This window comes from Pseudomonas sp. QL9, assembly GCF_041409665.1.
In the GTDB taxonomy this organism is placed as follows: Bacteria; Pseudomonadota; Gammaproteobacteria; order Pseudomonadales; family Pseudomonadaceae; genus Pseudomonas; species Pseudomonas knackmussii.
In genome coordinates, this window is sequence record NZ_CP166971.1 from 2932141 (window position 1) to 2958036 (window position 25896).

Sequence of the window (25896 nt, forward strand, 5' to 3'; positions counted from 1 at the left end):
GGAAACCCCGATGCCAGAAGCCTTCCAGCCCGATTCGCTGCGTCACAGTCTGCGACCCTTGGCCGCGGCCGTGATGGACCACCAGATCCTCGCCTACCAGGCCTACTACGGCCTCGACATGCGCGAACGGCATCCCGGTGTGGACAGCCGCCTGGGCGTGTTCGAGTGTGCCGGCTATCGCATCGCCACCCAGTACTGGCGCCCTGCGCAAGCCCGCGGCAGCGTGGTGCTGCTGCACGGTTACTACGACCACATGGGCCTGTTCAGCCATCTCGTCGAATGGGCACTGGGACTGGGTTTTGCGGTGCTGGCCTGCGACCTGCCGGGGCATGGCTTGTCCAATGGCGCGGCGGCCAGCATCAACGATTTTGCCGAATACCAGGCGGTGTTCACCGGCCTGCTCGGCCAGGCCGAGGCGCTGGAGTTGCCGCTGCCTTGGCACCTCTGCGGGCAGAGCACCGGCGGCGCGATACTTCTCGACTATCTGCTGACCGGCGCGCCGCGCCCAGAACTGGGCCACACGCTGCTGCTGGCACCGCTGGTGCGGCCACGTGCCTGGGGCTGGTCGAAGTTGAGCTATCAGCTGCTGAAGCCCTTTGTCGGCTCCATACCGCGCAAATTCACCGATAACTCCAACGACGCCGAGTTTCTCGCTTTCCTCCGTGATCGTGACCCGCTGCAACCGCGCATCCTGCCTACCGCCTGGGTCGGCGCGCTGGCGCGCTGGATTCCGCGCATCGAAGCGGCGTCAGCCAGTGACCGCAGCCTGCTGGTGGTGCAGGGCGACGCCGACGAAACAGTGGATTGGCGTTACAACCTGAAGGTGCTGGAGGACAAGTTCGAGCGCATCGAGTGCTTGTTGCTGACCGGTGCGCGGCACCATCTGGCCAATGAGAGCGAGGCATTGCGGCGGCGCTACCTGGAGTTTCTCGGCGAGCGCCTCAGTTGAGGGACCGGGGAATAGAGGCGATGTCCTTGAATCCTTGCGCCTGCTCCTGCGGCGCCACCTCTGCTTCCACGGCGGGCGCAGGATAGCGGCTCGCTACTGCGGAAGGCGCCTCATGGCGCGTAGGACGCGTCTGATCCCTGTCAGGGATTTGCAGGTGCCGCGGCGAGTCCGGCGCGCACGCCCGCCAGGGCCGCCTGGTAGTAGGCGCGGCCGGCAGGCGATTCGGCGAAGTCGGCGAACTGCTGCAGCTCTGCATCGGAGAGGCTGCGATAGACGTACAGCAGGGTGTTGTCTAGGTCGGCGCCTATCTGCTGCATCAGATTCTGGCGCTGTCCTTCGAGCATGCCGTTGCCCTGGCCGAGCAGGCCCGGGAGCATCTGGCTGAGGCTGTCGGCAGCCACTCCGGCCAGAGCCAGGCTGACTTCCGCACCCGCTTCACGGGCAGGCAGCGCCTGGCTCAGGCGCTGAATGAGCTGCTGGCGCTGTGCGCTGGCCTGCTGTCGGGGTAGACCATTGGCGTACTGGGCGAGTTGGTCATGGCGGGTGGCTAGGGTCTCCGCTGCACTGACCTTGTGGCCCAGCGGCGATTCGAAGAAGGCCAGTGCGGGCGCACTGTCGGCCAGGTTGCTGCGTAGCCCGGCCAGTGCGCGCGCGTCGATCTGATCGGGGGCGAAGCGCTGGTTGCTGTTGTCCACCAGGGCCTGGTAGAGCGCCTGCGGCAGGCTGGCCTTGTAGCGTTGCTGCGCGGCGTGCAGGGCATCGTTGAAATGCGCGCGCTGTTCCGGCCAGCCGGCGGCCTGGTACAGGCGCAGGTAGTCATCGGCCAGGACGGGTAGGCCCAGCATCAGCAGGGCTAGGGCTAGCAGTGCGCGCAACTCGGGGGTCCTCCTGGCGGTGCGGTCCATTGCCGCGGCTATTGTCTGCAAGCCTGCCCTCGCTTGTCGAGGCGCTTGTGGCCGGCGTTACAATAGCGGATGAACCCGACTCCCGATTCCCCGCTGCTGCAGCACCTGGTCGACGACATCGCCGAGCAGGGCTGGTCGATGCAGAGCGTCTTCCTCCCAAGTGACCTGACCGGAGCTCTCGCAGCCGAGTGTCGAGCCCGTTCCGAGGCCGGTGAACTGGCCGCGGCTTCGGTCGGCCGTGGTGCTGGGCAGGCGGTGCGCGAAGGCATTCGCGGCGACCACATCCAGTGGCTGGAGCCGGGGCAATCGGCGGCCTGCGACCGTTATCTGGAATTGATGGACTACCTGCGACAAGCGCTCAATCGCGGCTTGTACCTTGGTCTGGAAGACTTCGAGTGCCACTTCGCCCTCTATCCGCCGGGGGCGTTCTACCAGAAGCACCTGGATCGTTTCCGCGATGACGACCGTCGCACCGTCTCAGCCGTGCTCTATCTCAACGACGATTGGCAGCCGCAGGATGGCGGAGAATTGCGCCTGTACCTGCCCGATGGCGCCGAGCGCGAGGTGCCGCCGCTGGGTGGCAGTCTGGTGCTATTCCTCTCGTCCGACTTCCCCCATGAAGTGCTGCCGGCCAACCGCGAACGGCTGTCGCTGACCGGCTGGTTCCGCCGCCGCGCCTGATTCTGGGGCTCAGTGGCCCCAGATGCGGAGGGTCCCGCTGATGTCCTGGATGTCGCGCACTTCGATGCTGCCGAGCCTTCCTTCGCCGACGTAGAGGTCGCCAGCCACGCGCATTCGGATGGTCTGCGAGGGCAGGCCGCTGGCGTTCAGTTGCTTGTTGATGCTGGTCAGGTCCGGCAGGGTCAGCGCCAACTGCTGCTGGCCGCTGGCGCCGCGTACGACGTCCACCGCCAGGGTCGGCAGCTCGATGCCGAAGATCGGCAGGCTGAGGCCGAGCTGCGCCGGACCGAAGGCCAAGGCGCCACCGCGCCCGTCAGGGCACAGCGCGGCGCTGGTGCAGCCGTTGTCGATCTTCACATTGCGCAGCGAGACGCTGCCGCCGTTGTCGATCCAGGCCGCCTTGCCAATGCTCGCCTGGACGTTGGCGCGGATGCTCAGCCCGTCCTGGCCGCTGATGTGCCCGAGGTGCTCGTTGTCCAGCGGTTCCATGGCCGCCTGGGCGGCGCTGCAGAGCAATAGGCTGGCGCAGAGCGCCGGCAGGCGATTCAGGCTGGCGAACATGATGGCGTGTCCCTCGCGGTGGCAGTGAGCGTGGCAGTCTGCGCGGCGTTCTGGCGCTGCGCCACGACAGTCCGGCAGTTCCAGCCGAAGGATGGGCCGCGCGGCCGGCGATCTGATCCGGATGACCCATTCGGCTGAGCGGGCTAGTCTGTGCCGATCGAAAATGGAGCTTCAGCCATGCAGAAGATTCTCGTCAGCCGCTGCCTGCTGGGGCATCGGGTGCGCTACGACGGGGGCAGCCACGGTCCCTTCGATCTGCTCGAGCGCTGGCAGGCGCAGGGGCGGGTAGTCGCCCTGTGCCCGGAGGTCGCGGGTGGCTTGCCAACGCCGCGTCCGCCGGCGGAGATTGCAGGCGGCCAAGGTGGCAGGGTGCTGGATGGCCTGGTCCAGGTCGTGACCGTGGAGGGCGAGGACGTCACCGATGCTTTCGTGCGCGGCGCCGAGCGCGCCGTGGAGCTGGTACACAGCCACGGTATCCGCCTGGCTGTGCTCAAGGCGCGCAGCCCGTCCTGCGGCAACCGCGAGAACTATGACGGCAGCTTCTCCGGGCACCGCGTGGAGGGCGAAGGCGTGACGGCTGCGGCGCTCAAACGGATGGGCGTGCTGGTGTTCAGCGAAGAGGAGCTGGACGCAGCCGCAGTTTGCCTGGCCGGGCTGGAAGCGGGTGGCTAAGAGGGCGACTTTCGGCGAGGCTCGAGCCCGTACCTGAACGGCGCGTCTATGCTGAAAGGGCTTCCCCGGCGGGTTCGGCTGTGACGGCCTGCCGGCTCTCCGCAATCTGTCCTTCAGGAGCCCTACATGAAACCTTCACTGCCTAGCCTGGGTCTTGCCGGTCTGCTGCTGCTCGCCACCGGCGCTGCCCTGGCGGCCGGCATGCCACGCACGCCGTCCCCCGTGGACGCCAAGGTGTATTTCATCGAACCGCAGGACGGCGCCACCGTCGGCAAGACCTTCACCGTCAAGTTCGGCCTGGACGGCATGAGCGTCGCCCCGGCCGGTTCGGCCGCGCCGAACTCCGGGCACCATCACCTGCTGGTCGACCTGAAGGAGCAGCCGTCGATGGATATGCCGCTGCCGGCGAACGACAACATCCGCCACTTCGGCAAGGGCCAGACCGAAACCCAGCTCACCCTGCCGCCGGGCAAGCACACCCTGCAGCTGCTGCTGGGTGACCGGAACCACGTGCCCTTCGATCCGCCGGTGGAGTCCAAGCCGATCACCGTGAACGTCCAATAGCCTGCGCGAAGGCATGAAAAAAGGGAGGCCGAGGCCTCCCTTTTTCGTATCGCGCAGCGCTTAGAAGAGCACGCGGCTGCGGATGGTGCCATTGACGTGCTGCAGCTTCTCCAGCGCCAGGTCCGAGTACTCGGCGTCGACGTCGATCACCACGTAGCCGACCTTGTCGTTGGTCTGCAGGTACTGGCCGGAGATGTTGATGCCGTTGTCGGCGAACACCTTGTTGATCTCGCTCATCACGCCCGGAACGTTGGCGTGGATGTGCAGCAGGCGGTGCTTGCCCGGGTGCGACGGCAGGGCCACTTCGGGGAAGTTGACCGAGGACACCGAGGTGCCGTTGTCGCTGTACTTGACCAGCTTCTCGGCCACTTCCAGGCCGATGTTGGCCTGGGCCTCGGCGGTGGAGCCGCCGATGTGCGGGGTCAGGATCACGCGATCCAGGCCGCGCAGCGGGCTTTCGAACTCTTCGTCGTTGGACTTGGGCTCGACCGGGAACACGTCGATGGCGGCGCCGATCAGGTGCTCGTCCTTGATTGCCTGGGCCAGGTGGTCCAGCTCGACCACGGTGCCGCGGGCGGCGTTGATCAGGATGCCGCCTTTCTTGATGGCGCGGATTTCCTTCTCGCCGATCATCCACTGGGTGGACGGCAGCTCCGGCACGTGCAGCGAGACGATGTCGGACATGCCGAGCAACTCGTGCAGATTGCCGATCTGCTGGGCGTTGCCCAGCGGCAGCTTGGTCACGGTGTCGTAGAAGTACACCTGCATGCCCAGGGCTTCGGCCAGGACCGAGAGCTGGGTGCCGATCGAGCCGTAGCCGACGATGCCGAGCTTCTTGCCGCGGATCTCGAAGGAGTTGGCCGCCGACTTGATCCAGCCGCCGCGGTGGCAGGAGGCGTTCTTCTCGGGGATGCCGCGCAGCAGCAGGATGGCTTCGGCCAGCACCAGCTCGGCGACCGAGCGGGTGTTGGAGTAGGGCGCGTTGAACACTGCGATGCCGCGCTGGCGGGCAGCGTCCAGGTTGACCTGGTTGGTGCCGATGCAGAAGCAGCCCACCGCGATCAGTTTCTTGGCGGCGTCGAAGACTTCCTCGGTCAGCTGGGTGCGGGAGCGGATGCCGATGAAGTGTACGTCGGCGATCTTTTCCTTCAGCTCTTCACCGGACAGCGCGCCCTTGAGGTACTCGATGTTCGAGTAGCCGGCGGCCTTGAGGGTGTCGACGGCGTTCTGGTGTACGCCTTCGAGGAGGAGGAATTTGATCTTGCTCTTGTCGAGAGAAGTCTTGCTCATCTGCTTGAACCTGTAGTCCCGGGATAATGGCTAGAAAATGAACAGCTCTGGCCGAACCGGCCGGTGCCGCAGCTCGGCGCCAAGTGGCGATCTGCGTGGGGTGCGTATGCTAGCATGTTCTCCCTTTCCCTTGCCCGGTTGCGACCTGAGCTGTTCTCAGGACGACCATGAACCATTTGAGAGTTCCCGAATGACCCGCGAAGCCCTGATCGAATCGCTCAAGCCCCTGCTGGAGCCCGGCAAGCTGCTGACCGACGCCGATTCCCTCGAAGCCTATGGCAAGGACTGGACCAAGCATTTCGCCCCGGCGCCGCTGGCCATCGCCTTCCCCAAGAGCATCGAGCAGGTGCAGGCCGTGGTGCGCTGGGCCAACGAGCACAAGATCGGTCTGGTGCCCTCGGGCGGGCGTACCGGGCTCTCCGCCGCCGCCGTTGCCGCCAATGGCGAAGTGGTGGTGTCGTTCGATTACATGAACAAGATCCTCGACTTCAACGCCTTCGACCGCACCGTGGTGTGCCAGCCGGGCGTGGTGACCAAGCAGCTGCAGCTGTTCGCCGAGGAGCAGGGCCTGTACTACCCGGTGGACTTCGCGTCCTCAGGTTCCAGCCAGATTGGCGGCAACATCGGCACCAATGCCGGTGGTATCAAGGTCATTCGCTACGGCATGACCCGTAACTGGGTAGCCGGTATGAAGGTCGTCACCGGCAAGGGCGACCTGCTCGAGCTGAACAAGGACCTGATCAAGAACGCCACTGGCTATGACCTGCGCCAGCTGTTCATCGGCGCCGAAGGCACCCTGGGTTTCGTCGTCGAAGCCACCATGCGCCTGGAGCGCGCGCCGAAGAACCTCACCGCGATGGTCCTCGGCACCCCTGACTTCGATTCGATCATGCCGGTGCTGCACGCCTTCCAGAGCCGCCTCGACCTGACCGCCTTCGAGTTCTTCTCGGACAAGGCGCTGGCCAAGGTCCTGGCCCGTGGCGACGTGCCGGCGGCCTTCGAGACCGACTGCCCGTTCTACGCGCTGCTGGAGTTCGAGGCGACCACCGAGGAAGTGGCCAACGAGGCGCTGGCCACCTTCGAGCATTGCGTCGAGCAGGGCTGGGTGCTGGACGGCGTGATGAGCCAGAGCGAGCAGCAGCTGCAGAACCTGTGGAAGCTGCGCGAGTACATCTCCGAGACCATCTCGCACTGGACTCCGTACAAGAACGACATCTCGGTCACCGTCGGCAAGGTCCCGGCCTTCCTCAAGGACATCGACACCATTGTCGAGGCCAACTACCCGGACTTCGAAGTGGTCTGGTTCGGCCACATCGGCGACGGCAACCTGCACCTGAACATCCTCAAGCCCGAGAACCTCACCAAGGACGAGTTCTTCGCCAAGTGCGCGACCGTCAACCAGTGGGTGTTCGAGACCGTGCAGAAGTACAACGGCTCGATCTCCGCCGAGCACGGCGTGGGCATGACCAAGCGCGACTACCTGGGGTACTCTCGCTCGGAGGCCGAGATTGGCTACATGAAGGCGGTCAAGGCGGTGTTCGACCCGAACGGGATCATGAACCCCGGCAAGATCTTCGCCGAGTAACACCCCAGCAGGGCCGGTCTTCCGGCCCTTTGCTTGTCCGGGCCGGCCACGGGCGGCCGGCAGCGCCACCCCACATTCCGTCAGGAGTCGGTCATGAGTTACCAGCATCAGTATGTCGACGGCACCCGCATCCACTTCCCGCTGGGCAAGGTGGTCTGCGTCGGGCGCAACTACGCCGAGCACGCCAAGGAGCTGAACAACCCGGTGCCCACCGAGCCGCTGCTGTTCATCAAGCCCGGCTCCTGCACCGTGTCGCAGGAAGGCGGCTTCGCCATCCCCGATGATCGTGGTGTCGTGCATTACGAGGCGGAGATCGCCGTGCTGATCGGCAAGCCGCTGTCGCGCAAGCCGAGCGTCGAAGAGGTGCTGGACGCCATTTCCGGCTACGCCCCGGCGCTGGACCTGACCCTGCGCGACGTGCAGGCCAAGCTGAAGGAAAAGGGCCTGCCGTGGGAGCTTTCCAAGTCGTTCGACGGCGCCTTCGTGCTGGCGCCCTTCGTCAGCGCCGATCGCTTCCCCGATCCGACCAACATCGACATCCGCCTGACCATCGACGGCGTCGTCCGCCAGGACGGCAACAGCCGCGACATGCTCAATCCGATCGTGCCGCTGATCCAGCACATCGCCGGGCACTTCTCGCTGCAACCGGGCGACGTGGTGTCCACCGGCACGCCGGTCGGCGTCGGTCCGCTGGAGCGTGGCAGCGACCTGGTGCTGGAGCTTCCCGGCGCCAGCCGCTTCGAGAGCCGCGTGCTCTAAACCTGGCTCCACTGGCAAAGGCCGCCTTCGAGGCGGCCTTTGTCATTTCAGCCTGGGCCAAAAGCCGATTCAGGCTGGTTTCAGTTGGGCTGGCTAGGCTGGGTCCAACGAAAACAGCCAGGAGGCTCCTTCATGACCCGTATCCAATTTCCCCTGATCGCCGCGTGCGTCCTGCTTTCCGGCACTGCCTTCGCCGCCGGCTACACTGGCCCGAACGGCGAAGCGGCGAAGCCGGCACCGACCACCCAGGTGACTACCGTGAAGGCGGCCAAGGAAGCGGCGGACGACACCCCGGCGGTGCTCGAGGGCACCATCGTCAAGCGCCTGCACGGCGAGCACTACGAGTTCAAGGACGCCACCGGCAGCATGCAGGTGGAGATCGATCACGAGGATTGGCCGCAGGGCGTCGATGTGTCAGAGAAGACCAAGGTGCGTCTGACCGGTGAGGTTGACCACGAGCGCAAGGGCGTCGAGATCGACGTGGATCGCGTCGAAGTTCTGCAGTAACCCGCTCCAGCAAAAAGGCCGCGCCGGGAACCCCATCCCCGGCGCGGCCTTTTTGCTTTTGGTTCTTTCGTAGGAGTTCGCTCCCACAGGCCGTCAGCCGATGCTGTCGAAGCCCTGCAGAACGTTCACCGCGTTGATGCCGATCTCTTCCACCGCGTAACCGCCTTCCATGACGAACAGGGTCGGCAGGCCGAGCTTGCCGATGGCTTCGCCCATGCGCAGGTAGTCCGGCGAATCCAGCTTGAACTGCGAGATCGGGTCTTCCTTGAAGGTGTCCACGCCCAGCGAAACGATCAGCACGTCCGGCGCGTAGGCCGAGATCTGGCGGATCGCCGCCTGCAGCGCGAGGCTCCACACCGACCAGTCGCTGCCCGAGGCCAGCGGGTAGTTGAAGTTGAAGCCTTCGCCGACGCCCTGGCCCTTCTCGTCGGCGTAGCCGAGGAAGTACGGGTACTCGAAGCGCGGGTCGCCGTGGATCGAGGTGAAGAGCACGTCGGCGCGGTCGTAGAAGATGTCCTGGGTGCCGTTGCCGTGGTGGTAGTCGACATCAAGGATCGCCACGCGCGCGGTGCCCTGGTCGAGCACTGCCTGGGCGGCGATGGCGGCGTTGTTGAAGAAGCAGTAGCCGCCCATGTAGTCGGCCGAGGCGTGGTGTCCCGGCGGACGGCACAGGCTGAACACCGAGCGAGCGCCCTTGGCCAGTTCGGCCTGGCCGGTCAGCGCCACGTTCACCGAGCTTAGGACGGCCTGCCAGGTGCCGGCGGTGATGGGCGCGCCGGCGTCGAAGCTGTAGTAGCCCAGGCGGCCGTCGATGCTGTCCGGCTCCTTCTGCCGCAGGCGGCGGGTTGGCCAGGCGATCGGCAGCATGTCGTGGGTGCGGCCGGTGGCCACCCAGTCGCGCCAGGCGTGTTGCAGGAAGTTGACGAAGCCTTCGGTGTGAATCCGGCGGATCGGCTCCAGGCCGAAGTCTCGCGGACCCTGGATGTCGCCCAGGCCGACCGCCTTGACCCGATCGAGGACCATGTCGGCGCGGCTGGGCTTCTCGAAGCAGGGCGTGAACTTGCCGCCGATCAGCTCGTGCTGGCCGTGGTGCAAGCGATGGTCGTCCGTGTAGATCGTCAACATCATGCGCTCCTGGGGGCGCCCCTTGGCGCCCGGTGGGTTCCTGGGATCAGGCGTTTTCTTCGAAGTTCACGCTCGGCGCCTTGCGGCGGAAGCCGCCGGTATGCACCGCCAGATAGGTGAAGCCGACGGCGAACCAGCTCAGGCCGACCACCAGGGTCAGCTGCGACAGGCTGGTCCACAGCCACAGCGTCAGGCACAGGCCGATGAAGGGCACCAGGCCGTAGAGCAGCAGGTCGGCAGGCGCGCGCCGGCCTTCCTTGCCCAGGTAGGTGCGGATCACCGCCAGGTTGACCACCGAGAAGGCCACCAGGGCGCCGAAGCTGATCATCGAGGCCAGGGTGGTCAGGTCCAGCACCACCGCCAGCAGGGAGATGGCGGAAACCACCAGAATCGCTACGACCGGCGTCTGGAAGCGCGCGTGCAGGGTGCCGAACAGGCTGCGCGGGAGGATGCCGTCGCGGCCCATGGTGAACAGGATGCGCGACACCGAGGCCTGCGAGGCCAGCGCCGAACCGATGCAGCCGGCGATGTAGGCGGCGGTGAAGAAGTTGCCGAGGAACTGGCCGCCGGCCTTGAGCATCACTTCGTTGGCTGCCGAGTCGGCGTTCTGGAACACGCTGCCGGGGAACACCAGCTGGCTGATGATCGCCAGCAGGGTGAACAGCAGGCCGGCGATCACGGTGGTGATGATGATCGCGCGGGGGATGTCGCGGCGGGCGTCACGGGTTTCCTCGGCCATGGTCGAGACGGCGTCGAAGCCCAGGAACGACAGGCAGAGCACCGCGGCGCCGGCCATCAGCGGGGCGAAGCCGGGCTTGCTGCCGTCGCCGACGAAGGGCGCGGCGAAGTCCAGGGTCGGGGCGCCGGCCAGGCTCTTCAGCGACATGGCGACGAACACCACGATGAACACCAGCTGGGCGCCGACGATCAGGTTGCTCATGCCGGCCACCTGGCTGATGCCGACCACGTTGAGCACGGTGACCAGGGCGATGGAGCCGACCACGAACACCCAGGCCGGGATTTCCGGGAAGGCGATGTTCATGAACAGGCCGATGAGCAGGTAGTTGATCATCGGCAGGAACAGGTAATCGAGCAGCAGCGACCAGCCGGACAGGAAGCCGACTGCCGGGCCGAAGCTCAGGCTGGTGTAGGAGTAGGCCGAGCCGGAGATCGGATACTTACGCACCATGAAGCTGTAGGACGCGGCGGTGAAGAGCATCGCCAGCAGGGTGATCAGGTAGGCGGTGGCGGTGCGGCCGCCGGTCATCTCGGTGACCACGCCGTAGGTGGTGAACATGGTCAGCGGAACCATGTAGACCAGGCCGAAGAAGACCAGGGCGGGCAGGCCCAGGATACGTTTCAGGCGGGCGTCCGCCGGGGCGTTGGGGGTGTCGGCAGTGCTGCCGAAACGAGCGATCTGTTCGCTGGCCATGGATGTTTCCTCGCGAGTCTTGTCGTTGTGATGCGGGTGCGCGGCTTGGCAGCCGGCGCGGGGCGGTGCGGGCGGCTTAGCCGCAGCGCTGCCGACGTGACAGATGGGCGAGGAAGGTGCGGGCGCGGTGCAAGGCGCGCGCCGGGGTGCTGCAGGGGCTGATCATGAAGCAATCTCGGTGTTGTTCTTGTGGATGCTCGCTGGTGCTTTTCCTGGATGCCGACACGTACTGGCTTCGGCGATCGCGGCCCTGGCGACCATTCCCTGGGCGAGCTCCCGGACTCTAGAACCGATCCTGTCCCGGAAGAACCCTGCAAAGGGTCAAAAAGGGATCGAAGTGGCCAAATTGGCTGTCAGGCGCAGCGGCGGACAGCCTGTCCGCCGCATTGCCTCGGGCTTATTTCTTCAGCTTGGTCCAGACCTTGGCGCGCAGCGCCAGGGACTTCGGCGAGCACAGCTTGAAGGGCTTCAGGCGGTCGAGCTTGTCGGCCGGGGTGTTGATCGCCGGGTCGTCGAACAGCTCCTTGTCCATGAACTTCTCGGAGCCGGTGATGGCGTTGTTGTACTTGGCGAAGTTGGAGGCCGCGGCGATGTTCTCCGGCTGCATCATCCAGTTGAGGAAGATGTTCGCTTCCTTGACGTTGGTGGCGTCCTTGGGAATGGCCAGGTTGTCGATGAACAGGCGGATGCCTTCCTTCGGATAGACGTACACCAGGCTGGCGCGCTGGGCGTGGGCGCGGTGGTAGGCGCCGTTCCACTGCTGGTGCATCCAGACTTCGCCGGCGGCCATGCGCTCGATGGTGCCGTCGCTGTTGTACATGGCCAGAAGCGGCTTCTGCTTGAGCATCAGGTCGAGGACCTTCTGCGCTTCCTTCGGATCCTCTGTGCACTCGTCGACGCCGGCGTAGTAGGTCGCGGGCGCCCACATGTCGTCGACGGAGTTGAGCGCGACCACCTTGCCCTTGAAGTCTTCCGGTGGCTCGAAGAACGGCTTCCAGCTCTCCTCGAACTTGCCGCCCGGCGCCTTGGCGCTGTCGTAGGTGTAGCCGGTGGTGCCCCACAGGTAGGGCACGGTGTAGTCGTGGCCCGGATCGTAGGAGAGGGTCTTGAACTTGTCCTTGAGGTTGGCCAGGTTCGGCAGCTGCGACTTGTCGAGCTTCTGCAGCAGGCCTTCCTTGACGAAGATCTCGATGAAACTGTCCGACGGAACCACCACGTCGTAGGCGCCGCCACCGGCCTTCAGCTTGGCCAGCAGGGTCTCGTTGCTGTCATATGCGTCCAGGGTGGCGTGGATGCCGGTGTCCTTCTCGAACTTCTTCAGCAGCTCCGGCGGGAAGTAGTCCGACCAGTTGGCGAAGTGCAGCGTGCCCTCGGCGTGAGCCTGGCTGACCAGGGTCAGGCCGGCCAGGGCGGCGGCCTTGATGGCCAGGGGAAGGCGGCGGATGGTCATCGGTGAAGCTCCTGTGCGAGTAGTTTTTTTAGGGAGGCAGTCAACGCCGGCGCTGGCCGACGTAGTACGACAACGCAACGAACGCGATGGAAATTAGAAGAATTATCGAGGAAATGGCATTGATCTTCGGTGATATCCCCATTCGGATGGAGCTGAAGATATACACCGGCAGGGTGGTGGCCCCGGCGCCGGCGACGAAGTAGGTGATGACGAAGTCGTCCATCGAGATGATGAACGCCAGCATCGCCCCCGAAAGGATGCCGGGCATCAGCAGCGGGCAGGTCACCTTCCAGAAGGCCTTCCACGGCGAGGCGTAGAGGTCGGCGGCGGCCTCCGCCAGGCGCGGGTCCATGCCCTCCAGGCGGGCGCGGATCGGCAGGTAGGCGAAGGGAATGCAGAACACCACGTGGGCCAGCAGGATGGTGAACAGCGACAGCTTCAGGCCGATGAAGGCGAAGAACATCAGCGTGGCCACCGCGGTAACGATCTCAGGCACCAGCAGCGGCAGGCCGATCACCCCGTTCATCAGGCTCTGGCCACGGAAGGCGCGGCCGCGCATGCCCAGCGCCGCCAGGGTGGCGAGAGCAGTGGAGAACAGCGTGGCGAGGCTGGCGACGATCAGCGAGTTCTTCGCCGCGCGGACGATCTCCGGATCGTTGGCCACCACCGCGTACCACTTGAAGCTGAAGCTTTCCCAGAGGGTGGCCGACTGGCCGCTGTTGAAGCTCAGCACCACCAGCACCAGGATCGGCACATACAGGAAGGCGAAGAACAGCCAGGCGGCCGGCCGCACGCCGGCGAAGCGCCAGAGCGGATTGAGCGAATTCATGGATGACCTCCGGCGGCGCCCTGCTTGAAGCGGAGGCTGTAGATCAGCATCGCGATCAGCACGAAGGCGAGCAGGGCGAAGGACAGTGCCGCGCCGAACGGCCAATTGTGCGCCGTGCCGAACTGCAGCTGGATGAGGTTGCCGATCATCAGCGACTTACCGCCTCCCAGCAGCTCGGGAATGATGTAGTTGCCCAGCGCCGGGATGAACACCAGGATGCAGCCGGCCACGACGCCGGGCATCGACAGCGGGATGATGATCCGCCGCAGGGCCTTCCAGCGGTTGGCGCCGAGGTCGAAGGCAGCCTCCACCAGGCGCCAGTCCATCTTCTCCAGGCTGGTGTAGATCGGCAGCACCATGAACGGCAGGAAGGTGTAGAGCAGGCCGATGATCACCGCGTTATCGGTGTACAGCAGGCCGATGGCCGCGTCGCTGAAGCCCAGCTTGTGCAGGCCTTCGTCGATCAGGCCGCCATTGCGCAGCAGCAGGATCCAGGCGTACACGCGCACCAGCAGGTTGGTCCAGAACGGCACCGTGACCAGGAACAGCAGCATGTTGCGCCGGCGTTCGTCCTGCAGCGCCAGGTACAGCGCGGTGGGGAATCCGATCAGCAGGCAACCGATGGTCGTCATCAGCGACAGCCAGAAGGAGCGCTGGAAGATGCCCAGGTAGTCGGTGTTGAACACCAGGGCGTCATCGAGATCGCGTTCCCAGAGGAAGTTGATGTAGGCCTCGACGGTGTGCTGGCCCCACTTCACGCCGCCGTAGTCGCCCGGTGCCTGGACCGACACGGCGAACATGATGCCCAGCGGCAGCACCAGGAACACCAGGAGGATGATCATCGCCGGGGAGGTCAGCGCCAGCCGGGCGCGCAGGCTCTTGCGCTCGGCTTGCTGGCGCAGCGTCGTCATTCGGCCAGTACCCGGACGGCATTGCCGGGAACCCGCACGCGTACCCGCGAGCCGGGCGCATGCGGCGTATGGGCGCCATCGCGGTTCTGCTGGCGCACGCGGAAGCCGCCAGTGCCTGCGATGTTCAGGTGGTAAACGGTGTCGGTTCCGACGTAGACGATGTTCTCGACCACACCTTCGAGCTCGCCGTCATGGGCCAGCTCGGTGCGCTCCGGGCGCACAGCGAGGGTCACCTTGCCCGGCAGCGTGGTGCTGGCGGACAGCACCTGGCCGTCGGCCAGTTGGACGCCATTGGGGTGCGCGGTGCCTTCGAGGAAGTTGGTTTCGCCGATGAAGTCGGCCACCCAGCGGTTGACCGGGGTTTCGTAGATTTCGGTCGGACTGCCGATCTGCAGGACCTTGCCCTTGCTCATCACCGCGATGCGGTCGGACATGGTCAGGGCTTCTTCCTGGTCGTGGGTGACGAAGATGAAGGTGATGCCGGTTTCGTGCTGCAGGCGCTTGAGCTCGATCTGCATCTCCTTGCGCAGCTTCAGGTCCAGCGCCGAGAGCGATTCGTCGAGCAGCAGCACCTTGGGTCGGCTGGCCAGCGCGCGGGCCAGGGCGATGCGCTGTTGCTGGCCGCCGGAAAGCTGGTCGGCGCGCCGCGAGCCGACTTCCGGCAGGCGTACCAGCTCGAGCATGGCCTTGACCGTGGCGTCGATCTCGCTCTTCGGCTTGCCCTGCATTTCCAGGCCGAAACCGATGTTCTGCGCGACCGTCATGTGCGGGAACAGGGCATAGCTCTGGAAGACGGTGTTGACCGGGCGGCGGAAGGGCGGGAGACCCTGCATTTCTTCGCCGTAGAGGCGGATGCTGCCGGAGGTGGGTTGTTCGAAGCCGGCGATGAGCCGCAGAAGGGTGGTCTTGCCGCAGCCCGACGGGCCGAGGAGGGTGAAGAACTCGTTGGCGCGGATGTCCAGGGACACGTCGTCCAGGGCCTTGAGGCCTTGGCCGGGGGTACCGAATTCCATGCCGATTCGCTCAATCGCAATCGCGCTGGTCATTCTTCAATACCATGCAGTTAAGCAGTTGTTATTGTTGAGGTTTTGCAGTTTCTGCGACCGCTTCACCTAGCTGCGACCTGATAATGGCCCGGCAATTCGTGGGGGCAGAACGATAGAACAGGCCAATAAGGGATAAATGAGGCCAAGTTGTCGGGCCATTTCGATTGGCCTTGTCTGAAACGGATGAGCACGATGTAGGAGCGGACCTTGTCCGCGATAGCTGAAGCATCCGGCGCGATTCGCGGATGATATCCGCTCCTCCGGTCGCGCCGGGCTAGCCCCGGTACAGGCTCGGGCTGTAGCCGCTCCAGCGCTGGAAGGCATGGCGGAAGCTGGCGGTTTCGCTGTAGCCGAGCTGTTCGGCGATCAGGTAGATCGGCAGGTCGGTGTCCTTGAGCAGCTGCCGCGCCTTGTCGTAGCGAACCTCGTCGAGCACCTGCTGGTAGCTGGTGTTCTGCTGCTGCAGATGGCGGCGCAGGGTGCGGCTGGAGCGGTGCAGGTGCCTGGCTACCGCGTCCAGATTGCTGCTCTCGTGCAGATGGTTGGCGAGATGGCGGCGCATCAACTCGAGCACATCGCTGCGGCTGCTCAGTTCGCCGCTCTGGCGTTGGCATTGTTGCAGGCCGTTGTGGCAGCTCACGGGGTCGGCCAGCGGTAGGGGCCGGTCGAGTAGCGCCGGGCCGAAGCACAGGGCGCTGGTCGGGGCGCCGAACTCCACCGGGCAGCCGAGACGCTCGGCGTAGGTGTGGGCGTGTAGCGGGGGACGGTAGGCCAGCAGCAGTCGGCGCGGGCGCACCGACTCGCCGAGCAGGTCGCGCACCACGGTAAGCAGCGAGGTCAGGCACAGCTCGGTGTTGAATACCGTCAGTTCCGGGGCGTAGCGATAGCCTTCGGCGCTCAGCCAGACCTCGTCGCCATGGTCCTGCAGGGCCAGGCGGAAGTAGGTGCCGAGCAGGTCCGGGTAGGCCAGCGCCAGTTGCAGCGCATCGCGCAGGGTGCGGCTGGCGAGCATGCTGTAACCGAGGATGCCGTACGCCGAGACGTGCATGCGCAGGCCCAGGTATAGCCCCAGCGACGGGTCCCGGTAGTACTGCAGGGCATTGGCGAAGACCCGCAGCTCCTGGGCGTGGGTGACAAGCTTCTCCGCGGTGCGTAGATCCGCTTCGGCGATGCCGCTGCCCTCCAGCAGCAGATCGCGGGGAATCCCGGCCTGGCTGAGGACTTCGGTGGCCAGCACCACGGTGTGCAGGGTGGTCAGGGTACGCTGTTCGGGAAGCTGGGCGGTGGCCATCGATATCCCTCGTGTCGAATGGCGGTCGGTAAGCGGGGCGCTAGCCTGAATCTAGCCCGGAAAACGAGCGCTGCATGCCGATTAAGCCAGGATTCAGAGGCGCTGTGCTATCACGGCTGCCCTTTCTCGATTGGACTGCCGATGCTTCGCCATTTCACTCCGCGCCGTCTGCTGGCGCTCCTGCTGATTCTGCTGCTGGCTGCGGCTTTGGTCGGCCAGCACTTCCGCCTCTTCGAGCGCGCCTGGTTCGCTGTGCGCGAGTGGCAGCATGAAGAGCACTGGCGCGGACGTTCGGTGTGGCTGCCGGACTATCGCGTGGTGGTCGAGGCGCAGCCCATCGCCGGGCTCGACGATGATGTTTCCGCGCTGACCTACGATCCGCAGCGCCACAGCCTGTTCACCGTGACCAACCAGCCGGCGCAGATCATCGAGCTGTCGCTGGACGGACGCCTGCTGCGCAAGATCGTCCTGCACGGCTTCGGCGATACCGAAGCGATCGAATACATCGCGCCGGGCCGCTACGTGTTGAGCGACGAGCGCCGCCAGCGCCTGTTCGAGGTGCAGCTCGACGATGCGACCCGCGAGCTGGATGCCAGCCAGGCGCAGCAGCTGTCCCTGGGGATCGGCCAGATGGGCAACAAGGGCTTCGAGGGCCTGGCCTACGACGCCAAGGGCAAACGCCTGTTCGTCGCCCAGGAGCGCGACCCGCTGCGCATCCTGGAGATCCATGGCTTCCCGCAGGCATCGACCGACCAGCCGTTCGCCGTGCATGTGCTGGGTGACCCCGAGCGCGACAGCCGGTTGTTCGTCCGCGATCTTTCCAGCCTGCAGTACGACGCGGGCAGCGGCCACTTGCTGGCGCTGTCGGACGAATCGCGCCTGGTGCTGGAGCTGGACGTCGATGGCAAGCCGATCAGCAGCCTGTCGCTGCTGCGCGACAGGCAAGGGTTGCAGCGCAGCGTGCCGCAGGCCGAGGGGGTGGCCATGGACGGGGACGGCACGCTGTACCTGGTCAGCGAGCCCAACCTGTTCTACGTGTTCCGCAAATCGACTGGTTTGGCGGGCCAATAGCATTGGCATTACAGTAGCGCCGCCCACGGAGTGTCGATTCGCGGGAGCAACTATGAACATCATCAGGGAAGTCCAGATCAACCGCCGCTTGAAAAAGGCCCTCGATCACCACCAATGCCGCCTCTCCGGCGGTATCAAATCACTGCGTGACGGCGCGCAACTGACGCTGGAACCGGGCGTCAAGATTGGTAAGGCCAAGATTTATGCTCCGACCCTGGAGGTCGGCGCCTACACGGATGTGGTCAGCGGTTGCGAGTTCCTCGATGTCGCACGCATCGGCCGGTACTGCTCGATCGCCACGGGGGTGGTGATCGGTCAGGGACGCCACTCTCATCCAATGGATTGGCTGACCACCCACAATTTTCCAAGTAATCCGCAACTGCTCCGGCGGCCGACGAAGCGTCATGCGCCACGAATCCCGACCGTGATCGGGAACGACGTTTGGATCGGTCGTGACGTGCTGATTCTCGATGGCGTGACGGTGGGGACCGGTTCGGTGATTGGCGCTCAATCGCTGGTGAACAAGGACGTGCCGCCCTACGCCATCGTTGCCGGGTCGCCGGCACGGGTGATCCGCTATCGCTTTTCGCCGGAGGCCATCGAGCGCCTGTTGGCCAGTCGCTGGTGGGAACTACCACTGGATGCACTGGGCGAGTTGCTGTTGGACGACCCCGAGGCCTGCCTGGATGCGCTGGAGCGGCAAGGGCCGCCGCCCCAGTTGAACCCGCAAAAGCTTCAGGTCCGTTCCAAACCCTGGGGAGTGGAGCTGTTGCCCACTTAGGCAGTCACTCAGCTGTCGTCACTGATTCCGGCATCGGGCGCGTAGCGCTTCACCGCAGCCACACCGTTCTCGGCGCTGGCTCGGCTGCCGTACATCTGGCCCTGGCCGACAACCTGGCCGTTGGTGGCCTTGAGCACGAAGTAGTGCTTGCCGTTGCCGGCTTCCTTGAGCTCGAAGGCGCCTTCGCGCTGCGAGTTGCGGCGTACCGACTCGATGCCTTCGATGGCCGAGGTTTTCGCCTTGTACAGCTCGCTGCTGATGACGATCTCGCCATTGCTGGCGTGCAGGTTGAAGTGGAACTGGCCATCGCTGGCCTTCTTCAGGTGGTATTTCGCGGCCATGGCTGCCTCTCCGACGCAGGACGCTGAGTCCTAAGCCTAGCCGCTGGCGGGCGCCCGTCCATGGGCGCGCACGATCAGGCCTTGAGGGTCTTCACGCCGTCGGCGGTGCCGAGCAGCAGCAGGTCGGCCGGGCGCGCGGCGAACAGGCCAACGGTGACCACGCCGACGATGTTGTTGATGCGCTCTTCCAGGGCTACTGCGCTTTCGATGCGCAGGTTATGCACGTCGAGGATGATGTTGCCGTTGTCGGTCAGCACTCCGTCGCGGTAGACCGGGTCGCCGCCCAGCTTCACCAGCTCGCGGGCCACATGGCTGCGGGCCATGGGGATGACTTCGACCGGCAGCGGGAAGGCGCCGAGCATGGGCACCAGCTTGCTGGCGTCGGCGATGCAGATGAACTGCTTGGCCACGGCCGCGACGATCTTCTCGCGGGTCAGCGCGGCGCCGCCGCCCTTGATCAGTTCCAGGCGCTCGTTGCTCTCGTCGGCGCCATCGACGTAGAACTCCAGCTCGCTGACGGTGTTCAGGTCGTAGACCGGGATGCCATGGCCTTTGAGGCGCTGAGCGGTGGCTTCGGAGCTGGCCACGGCGCCATCGAACTCGGCCTTGTGCTTGGCCAGCAGGTCGATGAAGAAGTTGGCGGTGGAGCCGGTGCCGACCCCGACGATGCTCTTGCTGTCGAGGTGCGGGAGGATGTGGTCGACGGCGGCCTGGGCCACGGCCTGCTTGAGCTGGTCCTGGTTCATGGTGCGGGGTATCCGGCAAAGGGAATGGCAGAGGCGCAAATTATAGCGGCGCTGCCCGCCGAATGTGGATTCGGCGCGCCAGGCGCGCGCCGACTGGAGTAGACTCCGGGCTTTGTGCCCGGTCCCAGCGAAGCCCGCCCCGATGCTCGAACAGTACGTCAAGAAGATCCTCACCTCGCGCGTCTACGACGTTGCGGTGGAAACGCCCCTGCAAGCCGCCCGCCAGCTATCCGAGCGCCTGGGCAACCAGGTCCTGCTCAAGCGCGAGGACCTGCAGCCGGTGTTCTCCTTCAAGATCCGCGGCGCCTACAACAAGCTGGCGCAGCTGACTGCCGAGGAGCTGGCGCGCGGCGTGGTCACCGCTTCGGCCGGCAACCATGCCCAGGGCGTGGCCCTGGCGGCGCGCGAGCTGGGCGTGAAGGCGACCATCGTGATGCCGCGCACCACGCCGGAGCTGAAGGTCCAGGGCGTGCGCGCCCGCGGCGGCAAGGCAGTACTGCACGGCGATGCCTTCCCCGAGGCGCTGGCGCACTCGCTGAAGCTGGTGGAAGAGAAGGGCTACGTCTACATCCACCCCTACGACGATCCGGACGTGATCGCCGGCCAGGGCACCGTGGCCATGGAAATCCTCCGCCAGCACCCGGGCCGCCTGGATGCCATCTTCGTGCCCGTCGGTGGCGGCGGGCTGATCGCCGGCATCGCCGCATACGTGAAGTACCTGCGCCCCGAGATCAAGGTGATCGGCGTCGAGCCGGACGATTCCAACTGCCTGCAGGCCGCCATGGCCGCCGGCGAGCGCGTGGTGCTGAATCAGGTCGGGCTGTTCGCCGATGGCGTGGCAGTCGCGCAGATCGGCAAGCACACCTTCGATATCTGCAAGGACTACGTCGACGAGGTGATCACCGTCAGTACCGACGAGATCTGTGCGGCAATCAAGGATATCTACGACGATACCCGCTCGATCACCGAACCTGCTGGTGCGCTGGCCGTTGCGGGCATCAAGAGGTACGTCGAGCGCGAAGGTTCGAAGGGCCAGACCCTGGTGGCCATCGATTCGGGCGCCAACATCAACTTCGACCGCCTGCGCCACGTCGCCGAGCGCGCCGAGCTGGGCGAGAAGCGCGAAGCCATCATCGCCGTGACCATCCCGGAGCGTCCGGGCAGCTTCAAGGCGTTCTGCGAGGCCATCGGCAAGCGCCAGATCACCGAGTTCAACTACCGCTACAACACCGACCAGGAAGCGCACATCTTCGTCGGCGTGCAGACCCACCCGGACAACGACCCGCGCGCGGTGCTGGTGGAGCAACTGCGTGGCCAGGGCTTCCCTGTGCTCGACCTGACCGACAACGAACTGGCCAAGCTGCACATCCGCCACATGGTCGGCGGCCATTCGCCACGCGTCAGCGACGAGCAGGTGTTCCGCTTCGAGTTCCCCGAACGCCCCGGTGCGCTGTTCAACTTCCTCAACAAGCTCGGCGGGCGCTGGAACATCACCATGTTCCACTACCGCAACCACGGCGCCGCCGACGGTCGCGTGGTCGCCGGCCTGCAGGTGCCGGCGGAAGAGCGCCACCTGGTGGCGGCGGCGCTGGAAGAGATCGGCTACCCGTACTGGGACGAAAGCGACAATCCGGCCTACAAGCTGTTCCTCGGCTAACGGCCGTAATCGCTGGGTTGCGCTTGGCAAATGCCACCCCGTCATCCCCGCGAGCGCGGGGACCCAGCGACAAAGCGCGCTGCTAGGCTGAAGGAACAGCCCGATACACGACAGGGAAGCCCATATGGAAACCTACCAGACCCTCAAGATCCTCCACGGCGCGGCCGTGGTCGTCCCGCTGCTGGCCATGGTCGGCCTCGCCTGGTACGGCTGGCGCAGTTGGCGCGGTGGGGATGCCGGCGTACTGGCCAAGGCGCTGCTGCGCATCGGCCTGGCCGCCTGGCTGTTGGTCGCCGGCAGCGTGGTCAGTCTGCCCGTCACGGGGTGGCAGATGGTGCATCGCGCCGGCTTCCCGCTGGGCCAGACCTGGCTGCTCGCCAGCGGCTGCCTGCTGATCCTGATGACGATCTTCTGGCTGCTGTTCACCAGTCGCCTATGGCGCATTCGCGCCCTGGCGGTCAGCGCCCGTGACAGCGGAGAGCCGCTGGCCGAGCGAGCAACCCGCGAGCTGCGCTTCGGCACTGTCTTCCTGGCGCTGGCCCTGGTGAGCCTGTTCACCATCCTCTGGCTGATGCTCGCCAAGCCGCTCTAGGTGCGGCCGGCGCAATGGCGATGGAGCGCCGATGAGTCCCTACCTGCTGCTCAAGACCCTGCATATCCTTTCCGCGACCCTGCTGTTCGGCACCGGCCTGGGCTCGGCCTACTACGCGTGGCGCGCCTGGCGTAGCGGCAACCTGCAGGCGATCGCCGTGACTTTCCGCCATCTGGTGACGGCCGACTGGCTGTTCATCGCCACCAGCGCCGTATTCCAGCCGCTCAGTGGCCTGGCCATGGCGCGCATCGCCGGCTGGCCGCTGGACCAGGGCTGGCTGCTCGGGAGCCTGGGGCTGTACGTGTTCGCCGGGCTCTGCTGGCTGCCGGTGGTGTGGCTGCAGATCCGCGTGCGCGACATGGCGGAAGCGGCCCGGGCGGCGGACGCTGCGCTGCCGCCCCAAGCCTTCCTTTATATGCGCTGGTGGTTCGCGCTCGGCTGGCCGGCGTTCCTGGCCTTCCTCGCGATCTACTGGCTGATGGTCAACAAGTCGTTTTGAGGCGACTCAGCCGCGCAGGCTGAGCACCGGCCAGCCACGGCTCTCGGCGGTGGCGCGGAGGACGTCATCCGGATCGACGGCCACTGGGTTGGCCACGGCTTCGAGCAGCGGTAGGTCGTTGCGCGAGTCGCTGTAGAAGTAACTGTCTTCCAGGTTCATGCCGGTTTCTTCGAGCCAGCGTTGCAGGCGCGTCACCTTGCCGCCCTGGAAGCAGGGCACGTCGAAGGTCTTGCCGGTGTAGTGGCCGCCGATCATCTCGCACTCGGTCGCGATCAGCGTCTCCACGCCCAGGCGCGCGGCGATCGGGCCGGTGACGAAGCGATTGGTGGCGGTGATGATCACCAGCCGGTCGCCGGCCGCCCGGTGCTCGGCCAGCAGGGCTTCGCCCTTGGGCAGGATGATCGGCTCGATGACTTCTTCCATGAACTGCTGGTGCCAGGCAGCCAGTTGCTCATGCGAGGTGCGCGCGAGGATGGCCTGGGTAAACGCCTGGTAGGCGAAGACGTCGAGCGTGCCGGCCTGGTAGTCGGCGTAGAAGGCGTCGTTGCGCGCCTGGTACTCGTCGGCGTCGACGAAACCGCGCTGGCACAGCCACTCGCCCCAGCTGTGATCGCTATCGCCGGCCAGAAGGGTGTTGTCGAGATCGAAAAGGGCCAGACGCGCCATGATTCACCGTTAACTGCAGTCGCGGAAAAGTCGCCTAGAGTAACGGCTTTTACCCGGCCTGCACATGTCGCCGCGCCTCGCGTTGCCGCTGTCACAGGCTTTGTGGAACAATGCGGGCACACGCGTTTTCGAGGATGTCCCGCCGTGATCGATCCCGATGGTTTTCGCCCTAATGTCGGCATCATCCTCTCCAACGAGGCCGGACAGGTGCTGTGGGCGCGGCGCATCAACCAGGACGCCTGGCAGTTCCCGCAAGGTGGTATCAATGCCCGGGAAACCCCGGAAGAAGCGCTGTTCCGCGAGCTGAACGAAGAGATCGGCCTGGAAGAGCAGGATGTGAAGATCCTCGCCTGCACCCGCGGTTGGCTACGCTATCGCCTGCCGCAGCGCCTGGTGCGCACCAACAGCCAGCCGCTGTGCATCGGGCAGAAGCAGAAATGGTTCCTGCTGCGCCTGACCGGCGACGAGCAGCGGGTGCGCATGGATGTCACCGGCAAGCCAGAGTTCGATGGTTGGCGCTGGGTGAGTTACTGGTACCCGCTCGGCCAGGTAGTGACCTTCAAGCGCGAGGTCTACCGACGGGCGCTGAAGGAATTGGCGCCGCGTCTGCTGGCGCGGGACTGAACACGGAGATAAGGCCCTGAGCATGCTCAACACGCTGCGCAAGATCGTCCAGGAAGTGAACGCCGCCAAGGATCTCAAGGCGGCGCTGGGCATCATCGTGTTGCGCGTCAGGGAAGCCATGGGCACCCAGGTGTGTTCGGTCTACCTGCTCGACGCCGACACCAACCGCTTCGTCCTGATGGCCACCGAAGGCCTGAACAAGCGCTCCATCGGCAAGGTCAGCATGGCGCCGAACGAAGGCCTGGTCGGCCTGGTCGGTACCCGCGAAGAGCCGCTGAACCTGGAGAACGCCTCCGAGCACCCGCGCTACCGCTACTTCGCCGAAACCGGTGAGGAGCGCTACGCCTCCTTCCTCGGCGCACCGATCATCCACCACCGTCGCGTCATGGGCGTGCTCGTGGTGCAGCAAAAAGACAAACGCCAGTTCGACGAGGGCGAGGAAGCCTTCCTCGTCACCATGAGCGCGCAGCTCGCGGGCGTTATCGCACACGCCGAAGCCACCGGTTCGATCCGTGGCCTGGGCAAGCTCGGCAAGGGCATCCAGGAAGCCAAGTTCGTCGGCGTACCCGGCGCACCCGGCGTTGCCGTGGGCAAGGCCGTGGTGGTGCTGCCGCCGGCGGACCTCGAAGTGGTCCCGGACAAGAGCATCGACGACGTCGAGGCCGAGATCGAGCTGTTCAAGCAGGCCCTGGAATCGGTGCGCGAAGACATGCGCAACCTCTCCAGCAAGCTCGCCACCCAGCTGCGTAAAGAAGAGCGCGCGCTGTTCGACGTCTACCTGATGATGCTCGACGACGCCTCCATCGGCCAGGAAGTGAAGCGCATCATCCGCAACGGCCAGTGGGCCCAGGGCGCCCTGCGCCAGGTGGTGATGGAGCACGTCGCGCGCTTCGAACTGATGGACGACGCCTACCTGCGCGAGCGTGCCTCCGACGTCAAGGATATCGGCCGCCGCATCCTCGCGTATCTCCAGGAAGAGCGTCAGCAGACCCTGACGTACCCGGACCAGACCATCATCGTCAGCGAGGAACTTTCTCCGGCGATGCTCGGCGAGGTGCCCGAGGGCAAGCTGGTCGGCCTGATCTCGGTACTCGGTTCGGGCAACTCGCACGTCGCCATCCTCGCCCGCGCCATGGGCATCCCGACGGTGATGGGCGCGGTCGATCTGCCGTATTCCAAGGTCGACGGCATCGACCTGATCGTCGACGGCTACCACGGCGAGATCTACACCAACCCGTCGCCGCAGCTGGTCAAGCAATACGGCGAAGTGGTCGCCGAAGAGAAGGAACTGAGCAAGGGCCTGGCCGCGCTGCGCGAGTTGCCTTGCGAGACCCTCGACGGCCACCGCATGCCGCTGTGGGTGAACACCGGCCTGCTGGCCGATGTGGCGCGCGCCCAGGAGCGCGGCGCCGAAGGGGTCGGTCTGTACCGCACGGAAGTGCCGTTCATGATCAACGACCGTTTCCCCAGCGAAAAGGAGCAGCTGGCGATCTACCGCGAGCAGCTCTCGGCCTTCCACCCGCTGCCAGTGACCATGCGCACCCTCGACATCGGCGGCGACAAGGCGCTGTCCTACTTCCCGATCAAGGAAGAGAACCCGTTCCTCGGCTGGCGCGGCATCCGCGTCACCCTCGACCACCCGGAAATCTTCCTGGTGCAGACCCGCGCCATGCTCAAGGCCAGCGAGGGCCTGAACAACCTGCGCATCCTGCTGCCGATGATCTCCGGCACCCACGAGCTTGAAGAGGCGCTGCACCTGATCCACCGCGCCTGGGGCGAGATCCGCGACGAAGGCGTGGACATCCCCATGCCGCCGATCGGCATGATGGTGGAGATCCCCGCGGCGGTGTACCAGACCCGCGAGCTGGCGCGCCAGGTGGACTTCCTCTCGGTCGGCTCCAACGACCTGACCCAGTACCTGTTGGCGGTCGACCGCAACAACCCGCGCGTCGCCGATCTCTACGACTACCTGCACCCGGCGGTTCTGCAGGCGTTGAAGAAGGTGGTCGACGACGCCCACACCGAAGGCAAGCCAGTGAGCATCTGCGGTGAGATGGCCGGCGACCCGGCGGCTGCCGTGCTGCTCATGGCCATGGGCTTCGACTCGCTGTCGATGAACGCCACCAACCTGCCGAAGGTGAAATGGCTCTTGCGCCAGATCACCCTGAGCAAGGCCCGCGAGCTGCTCGGGCAGCTGATGACTTTCGACAACCCGCAGGTTATCCACAGCTCCCTGCACCTGGCCCTGCGCAACCTGGGTCTTGGCCGGGTAATCAATCCGGCGGCGACCATCCAGGGCTGAGCCCCCAGGTCGCGCCGTCCCGGAGCTGCGTCGTCCCGGGAGCCAACGTAGGACCGGCAT

The 25896-nt window shown here is 65.5% G+C and carries 27 protein-coding genes; 14 read left to right on the forward strand and 13 right to left on the reverse strand.

The window, feature by feature from the left end:
• Nucleotides 1–10 precede the first annotated feature (10 nt).
• The gene (locus tag ACA097_RS13855) at nt 11–949 is read left to right on the forward strand and encodes an alpha/beta hydrolase (protein WP_043256330.1); all 939 of its coding nucleotides are present in this window, start codon (nt 11–13) and stop codon (nt 947–949) included.
• A gap of 140 nt (nt 950–1089) precedes the next feature.
• On the opposite strand, the gene ACA097_RS13860 is transcribed toward ACA097_RS13855, so the two are convergent.
• The gene (locus tag ACA097_RS13860) at nt 1090–1824 is read right to left on the reverse strand and encodes a hypothetical protein (RefSeq protein ID WP_043256328.1); all 735 of its coding nucleotides are present in this window, start codon (nt 1822–1824) and stop codon (nt 1090–1092) included.
• Nucleotides 1825–1923: 99 nt separating this feature from the next.
• Between ACA097_RS13860 and ACA097_RS13865 the strand changes: the two genes are divergently transcribed.
• Nucleotides 1924–2535, forward strand: a complete 612-nt coding sequence (locus tag ACA097_RS13865) for a 2OG-Fe(II) oxygenase (RefSeq protein WP_371370420.1) — start codon at nt 1924–1926, stop codon at nt 2533–2535.
• A 9-nt stretch (nt 2536–2544) separates the two neighbouring features.
• On the opposite strand, the gene ACA097_RS13870 is transcribed toward ACA097_RS13865, so the two are convergent.
• Entirely contained in the window at nt 2545–3096 is a 552-nt protein-coding gene (locus ACA097_RS13870) for a DUF6160 family protein (protein WP_371370421.1), read from the reverse strand.
• A 177-nt stretch (nt 3097–3273) separates the two neighbouring features.
• Here ACA097_RS13870 and ACA097_RS13875 point away from each other — a divergent pair, with 177 nt between their 5' ends.
• Together ACA097_RS13875 and ACA097_RS13880 are read left to right on the forward strand one after the other, a co-directional pair.
• On the forward strand, nt 3274–3768 hold the full coding sequence (locus ACA097_RS13875) for a DUF523 domain-containing protein (RefSeq protein ID WP_371370422.1): 495 nt from the start codon (nt 3274–3276) through the stop codon (nt 3766–3768).
• 126 nt (nt 3769–3894) lie between these two features.
• Nucleotides 3895–4332: a DUF4399 domain-containing protein gene (locus ACA097_RS13880; protein WP_371370423.1), complete on the forward strand. Its 438-nt coding sequence runs from the start codon at nt 3895–3897 to the stop codon at nt 4330–4332.
• Nucleotides 4333–4392: 60 nt separating this feature from the next.
• On the opposite strand, the gene serA is transcribed toward ACA097_RS13880, so the two are convergent.
• Complete coding sequence (gene serA, locus ACA097_RS13885) at nt 4393–5622, reverse strand: phosphoglycerate dehydrogenase (protein ID WP_371370424.1); 1230 nt, start codon at nt 5620–5622, stop codon at nt 4393–4395.
• A gap of 190 nt (nt 5623–5812) precedes the next feature.
• On the opposite strand from serA, the gene ACA097_RS13890 reads away from it, so the two are divergent.
• From ACA097_RS13890 to ACA097_RS13900, 3 genes are all read left to right on the forward strand, one after another.
• Nucleotides 5813–7207 carry an FAD-binding oxidoreductase gene (locus tag ACA097_RS13890; RefSeq protein ID WP_160288736.1) on the forward strand — a complete coding sequence of 465 codons (1395 nt, stop codon included), beginning with the start codon at nt 5813–5815 and terminating at the stop codon, nt 7205–7207.
• A 93-nt stretch (nt 7208–7300) separates the two neighbouring features.
• Nucleotides 7301–7966 carry a fumarylacetoacetate hydrolase family protein gene (locus ACA097_RS13895; protein WP_043256319.1) on the forward strand — a complete coding sequence of 222 codons (666 nt, stop codon included), beginning with the start codon at nt 7301–7303 and terminating at the stop codon, nt 7964–7966.
• A 132-nt stretch (nt 7967–8098) separates the two neighbouring features.
• Entirely contained in the window at nt 8099–8473 is a 375-nt protein-coding gene (locus tag ACA097_RS13900; protein WP_371370425.1) for a NirD/YgiW/YdeI family stress tolerance protein, read from the forward strand.
• Between the two features lie 93 nt (nt 8474–8566).
• Here ACA097_RS13900 and ACA097_RS13905 read toward each other — a convergent pair whose 3' ends face one another.
• The 7 genes from ACA097_RS13905 to ACA097_RS13935 all read right to left on the reverse strand — a co-directional run bounded on the left by ACA097_RS13905 (nt 8567) and on the right by ACA097_RS13935 (nt 16557).
• Nucleotides 8567–9598, reverse strand: coding sequence for a histone deacetylase family protein (locus ACA097_RS13905; RefSeq protein WP_043256315.1), 1032 nt, complete (start codon nt 9596–9598; stop codon nt 8567–8569).
• 46 nt (nt 9599–9644) lie between these two features.
• Entirely contained in the window at nt 9645–11030 is a 1386-nt protein-coding gene (locus ACA097_RS13910; RefSeq protein ID WP_371370426.1) for an APC family permease, read from the reverse strand.
• Nucleotides 11031–11427: 397 nt separating this feature from the next.
• Nucleotides 11428–12480 (reverse strand): extracellular solute-binding protein, encoded by a 1053-nt coding sequence (locus ACA097_RS13915; RefSeq protein WP_371370427.1) that lies wholly within the window; start codon nt 12478–12480, stop codon nt 11428–11430.
• Between the two features lie 40 nt (nt 12481–12520).
• Nucleotides 12521–13309, reverse strand: coding sequence for an ABC transporter permease (locus ACA097_RS13920; RefSeq protein WP_043256309.1), 789 nt, complete (start codon nt 13307–13309; stop codon nt 12521–12523).
• Entirely contained in the window at nt 13306–14220 is a 915-nt protein-coding gene (locus ACA097_RS13925) for an ABC transporter permease (protein WP_160288732.1), read from the reverse strand. Before ACA097_RS13925 ends, ACA097_RS13920 begins: the two co-directional genes overlap by 4 nt.
• The gene (locus ACA097_RS13930; protein WP_160288731.1) at nt 14217–15266 is read right to left on the reverse strand and encodes an ABC transporter ATP-binding protein; all 1050 of its coding nucleotides are present in this window, start codon (nt 15264–15266) and stop codon (nt 14217–14219) included. The genes ACA097_RS13925 and ACA097_RS13930 overlap by 4 nt, the downstream gene beginning before the upstream one ends.
• 274 nt (nt 15267–15540) lie before the next feature.
• Complete coding sequence (locus ACA097_RS13935) at nt 15541–16557, reverse strand: AraC family transcriptional regulator (protein ID WP_371370428.1); 1017 nt, start codon at nt 16555–16557, stop codon at nt 15541–15543.
• A 141-nt stretch (nt 16558–16698) separates the two neighbouring features.
• Between ACA097_RS13935 and ACA097_RS13940 the strand changes: the two genes are divergently transcribed.
• Both ACA097_RS13940 and ACA097_RS13945 read left to right on the forward strand, forming a co-directional pair.
• A complete protein-coding gene (locus ACA097_RS13940; protein ID WP_371370429.1) occupies nt 16699–17628 on the forward strand; it encodes an SdiA-regulated domain-containing protein in 930 nt (309 codons plus the stop codon).
• Nucleotides 17629–17680: 52 nt separating this feature from the next.
• Nucleotides 17681–18409, forward strand: coding sequence for a CatB-related O-acetyltransferase (locus tag ACA097_RS13945; RefSeq protein WP_371370430.1), 729 nt, complete (start codon nt 17681–17683; stop codon nt 18407–18409).
• Between the two features lie 8 nt (nt 18410–18417).
• On the opposite strand, the gene ACA097_RS13950 is transcribed toward ACA097_RS13945, so the two are convergent.
• Both ACA097_RS13950 and rpiA read right to left on the reverse strand, forming a co-directional pair.
• Entirely contained in the window at nt 18418–18750 is a 333-nt protein-coding gene (locus ACA097_RS13950; protein WP_371370432.1) for a YegP family protein, read from the reverse strand.
• 74 nt (nt 18751–18824) lie between these two features.
• Nucleotides 18825–19496: a ribose-5-phosphate isomerase RpiA gene (gene rpiA, locus ACA097_RS13955; RefSeq protein ID WP_043256292.1), complete on the reverse strand. Its 672-nt coding sequence runs from the start codon at nt 19494–19496 to the stop codon at nt 18825–18827.
• Nucleotides 19497–19608: 112 nt separating this feature from the next.
• On the opposite strand from rpiA, the gene ilvA reads away from it, so the two are divergent.
• The 3 genes from ilvA (at nt 19609) to ACA097_RS13970 (ending at nt 22244) form a co-directional block, all read left to right on the forward strand.
• On the forward strand, nt 19609–21153 hold the full coding sequence (gene ilvA, locus ACA097_RS13960; protein WP_371370433.1) for a threonine ammonia-lyase, biosynthetic: 1545 nt from the start codon (nt 19609–19611) through the stop codon (nt 21151–21153).
• A gap of 124 nt (nt 21154–21277) precedes the next feature.
• Complete coding sequence (locus tag ACA097_RS13965) at nt 21278–21745, forward strand: DUF2269 domain-containing protein (RefSeq protein WP_371370434.1); 468 nt, start codon at nt 21278–21280, stop codon at nt 21743–21745.
• 31 nt (nt 21746–21776) lie between these two features.
• The gene (locus ACA097_RS13970; protein WP_371370435.1) at nt 21777–22244 is read left to right on the forward strand and encodes a DUF2269 family protein; all 468 of its coding nucleotides are present in this window, start codon (nt 21777–21779) and stop codon (nt 22242–22244) included.
• A gap of 6 nt (nt 22245–22250) precedes the next feature.
• Here ACA097_RS13970 and ACA097_RS13975 read toward each other — a convergent pair whose 3' ends face one another.
• Nucleotides 22251–22910, reverse strand: a complete 660-nt coding sequence (locus tag ACA097_RS13975) for an HAD family phosphatase (RefSeq protein ID WP_043256285.1) — start codon at nt 22908–22910, stop codon at nt 22251–22253.
• A 144-nt stretch (nt 22911–23054) separates the two neighbouring features.
• On the opposite strand from ACA097_RS13975, the gene ACA097_RS13980 reads away from it, so the two are divergent.
• Together ACA097_RS13980 and ptsP are read left to right on the forward strand one after the other, a co-directional pair.
• Nucleotides 23055–23534 (forward strand): RNA pyrophosphohydrolase, encoded by a 480-nt coding sequence (locus ACA097_RS13980; protein ID WP_043256283.1) that lies wholly within the window; start codon nt 23055–23057, stop codon nt 23532–23534.
• Between the two features lie 22 nt (nt 23535–23556).
• The gene (gene ptsP, locus ACA097_RS13985; protein ID WP_043256281.1) at nt 23557–25836 is read left to right on the forward strand and encodes a phosphoenolpyruvate--protein phosphotransferase; all 2280 of its coding nucleotides are present in this window, start codon (nt 23557–23559) and stop codon (nt 25834–25836) included.
• Nucleotides 25837–25896: the final 60 nt, after the last annotated feature.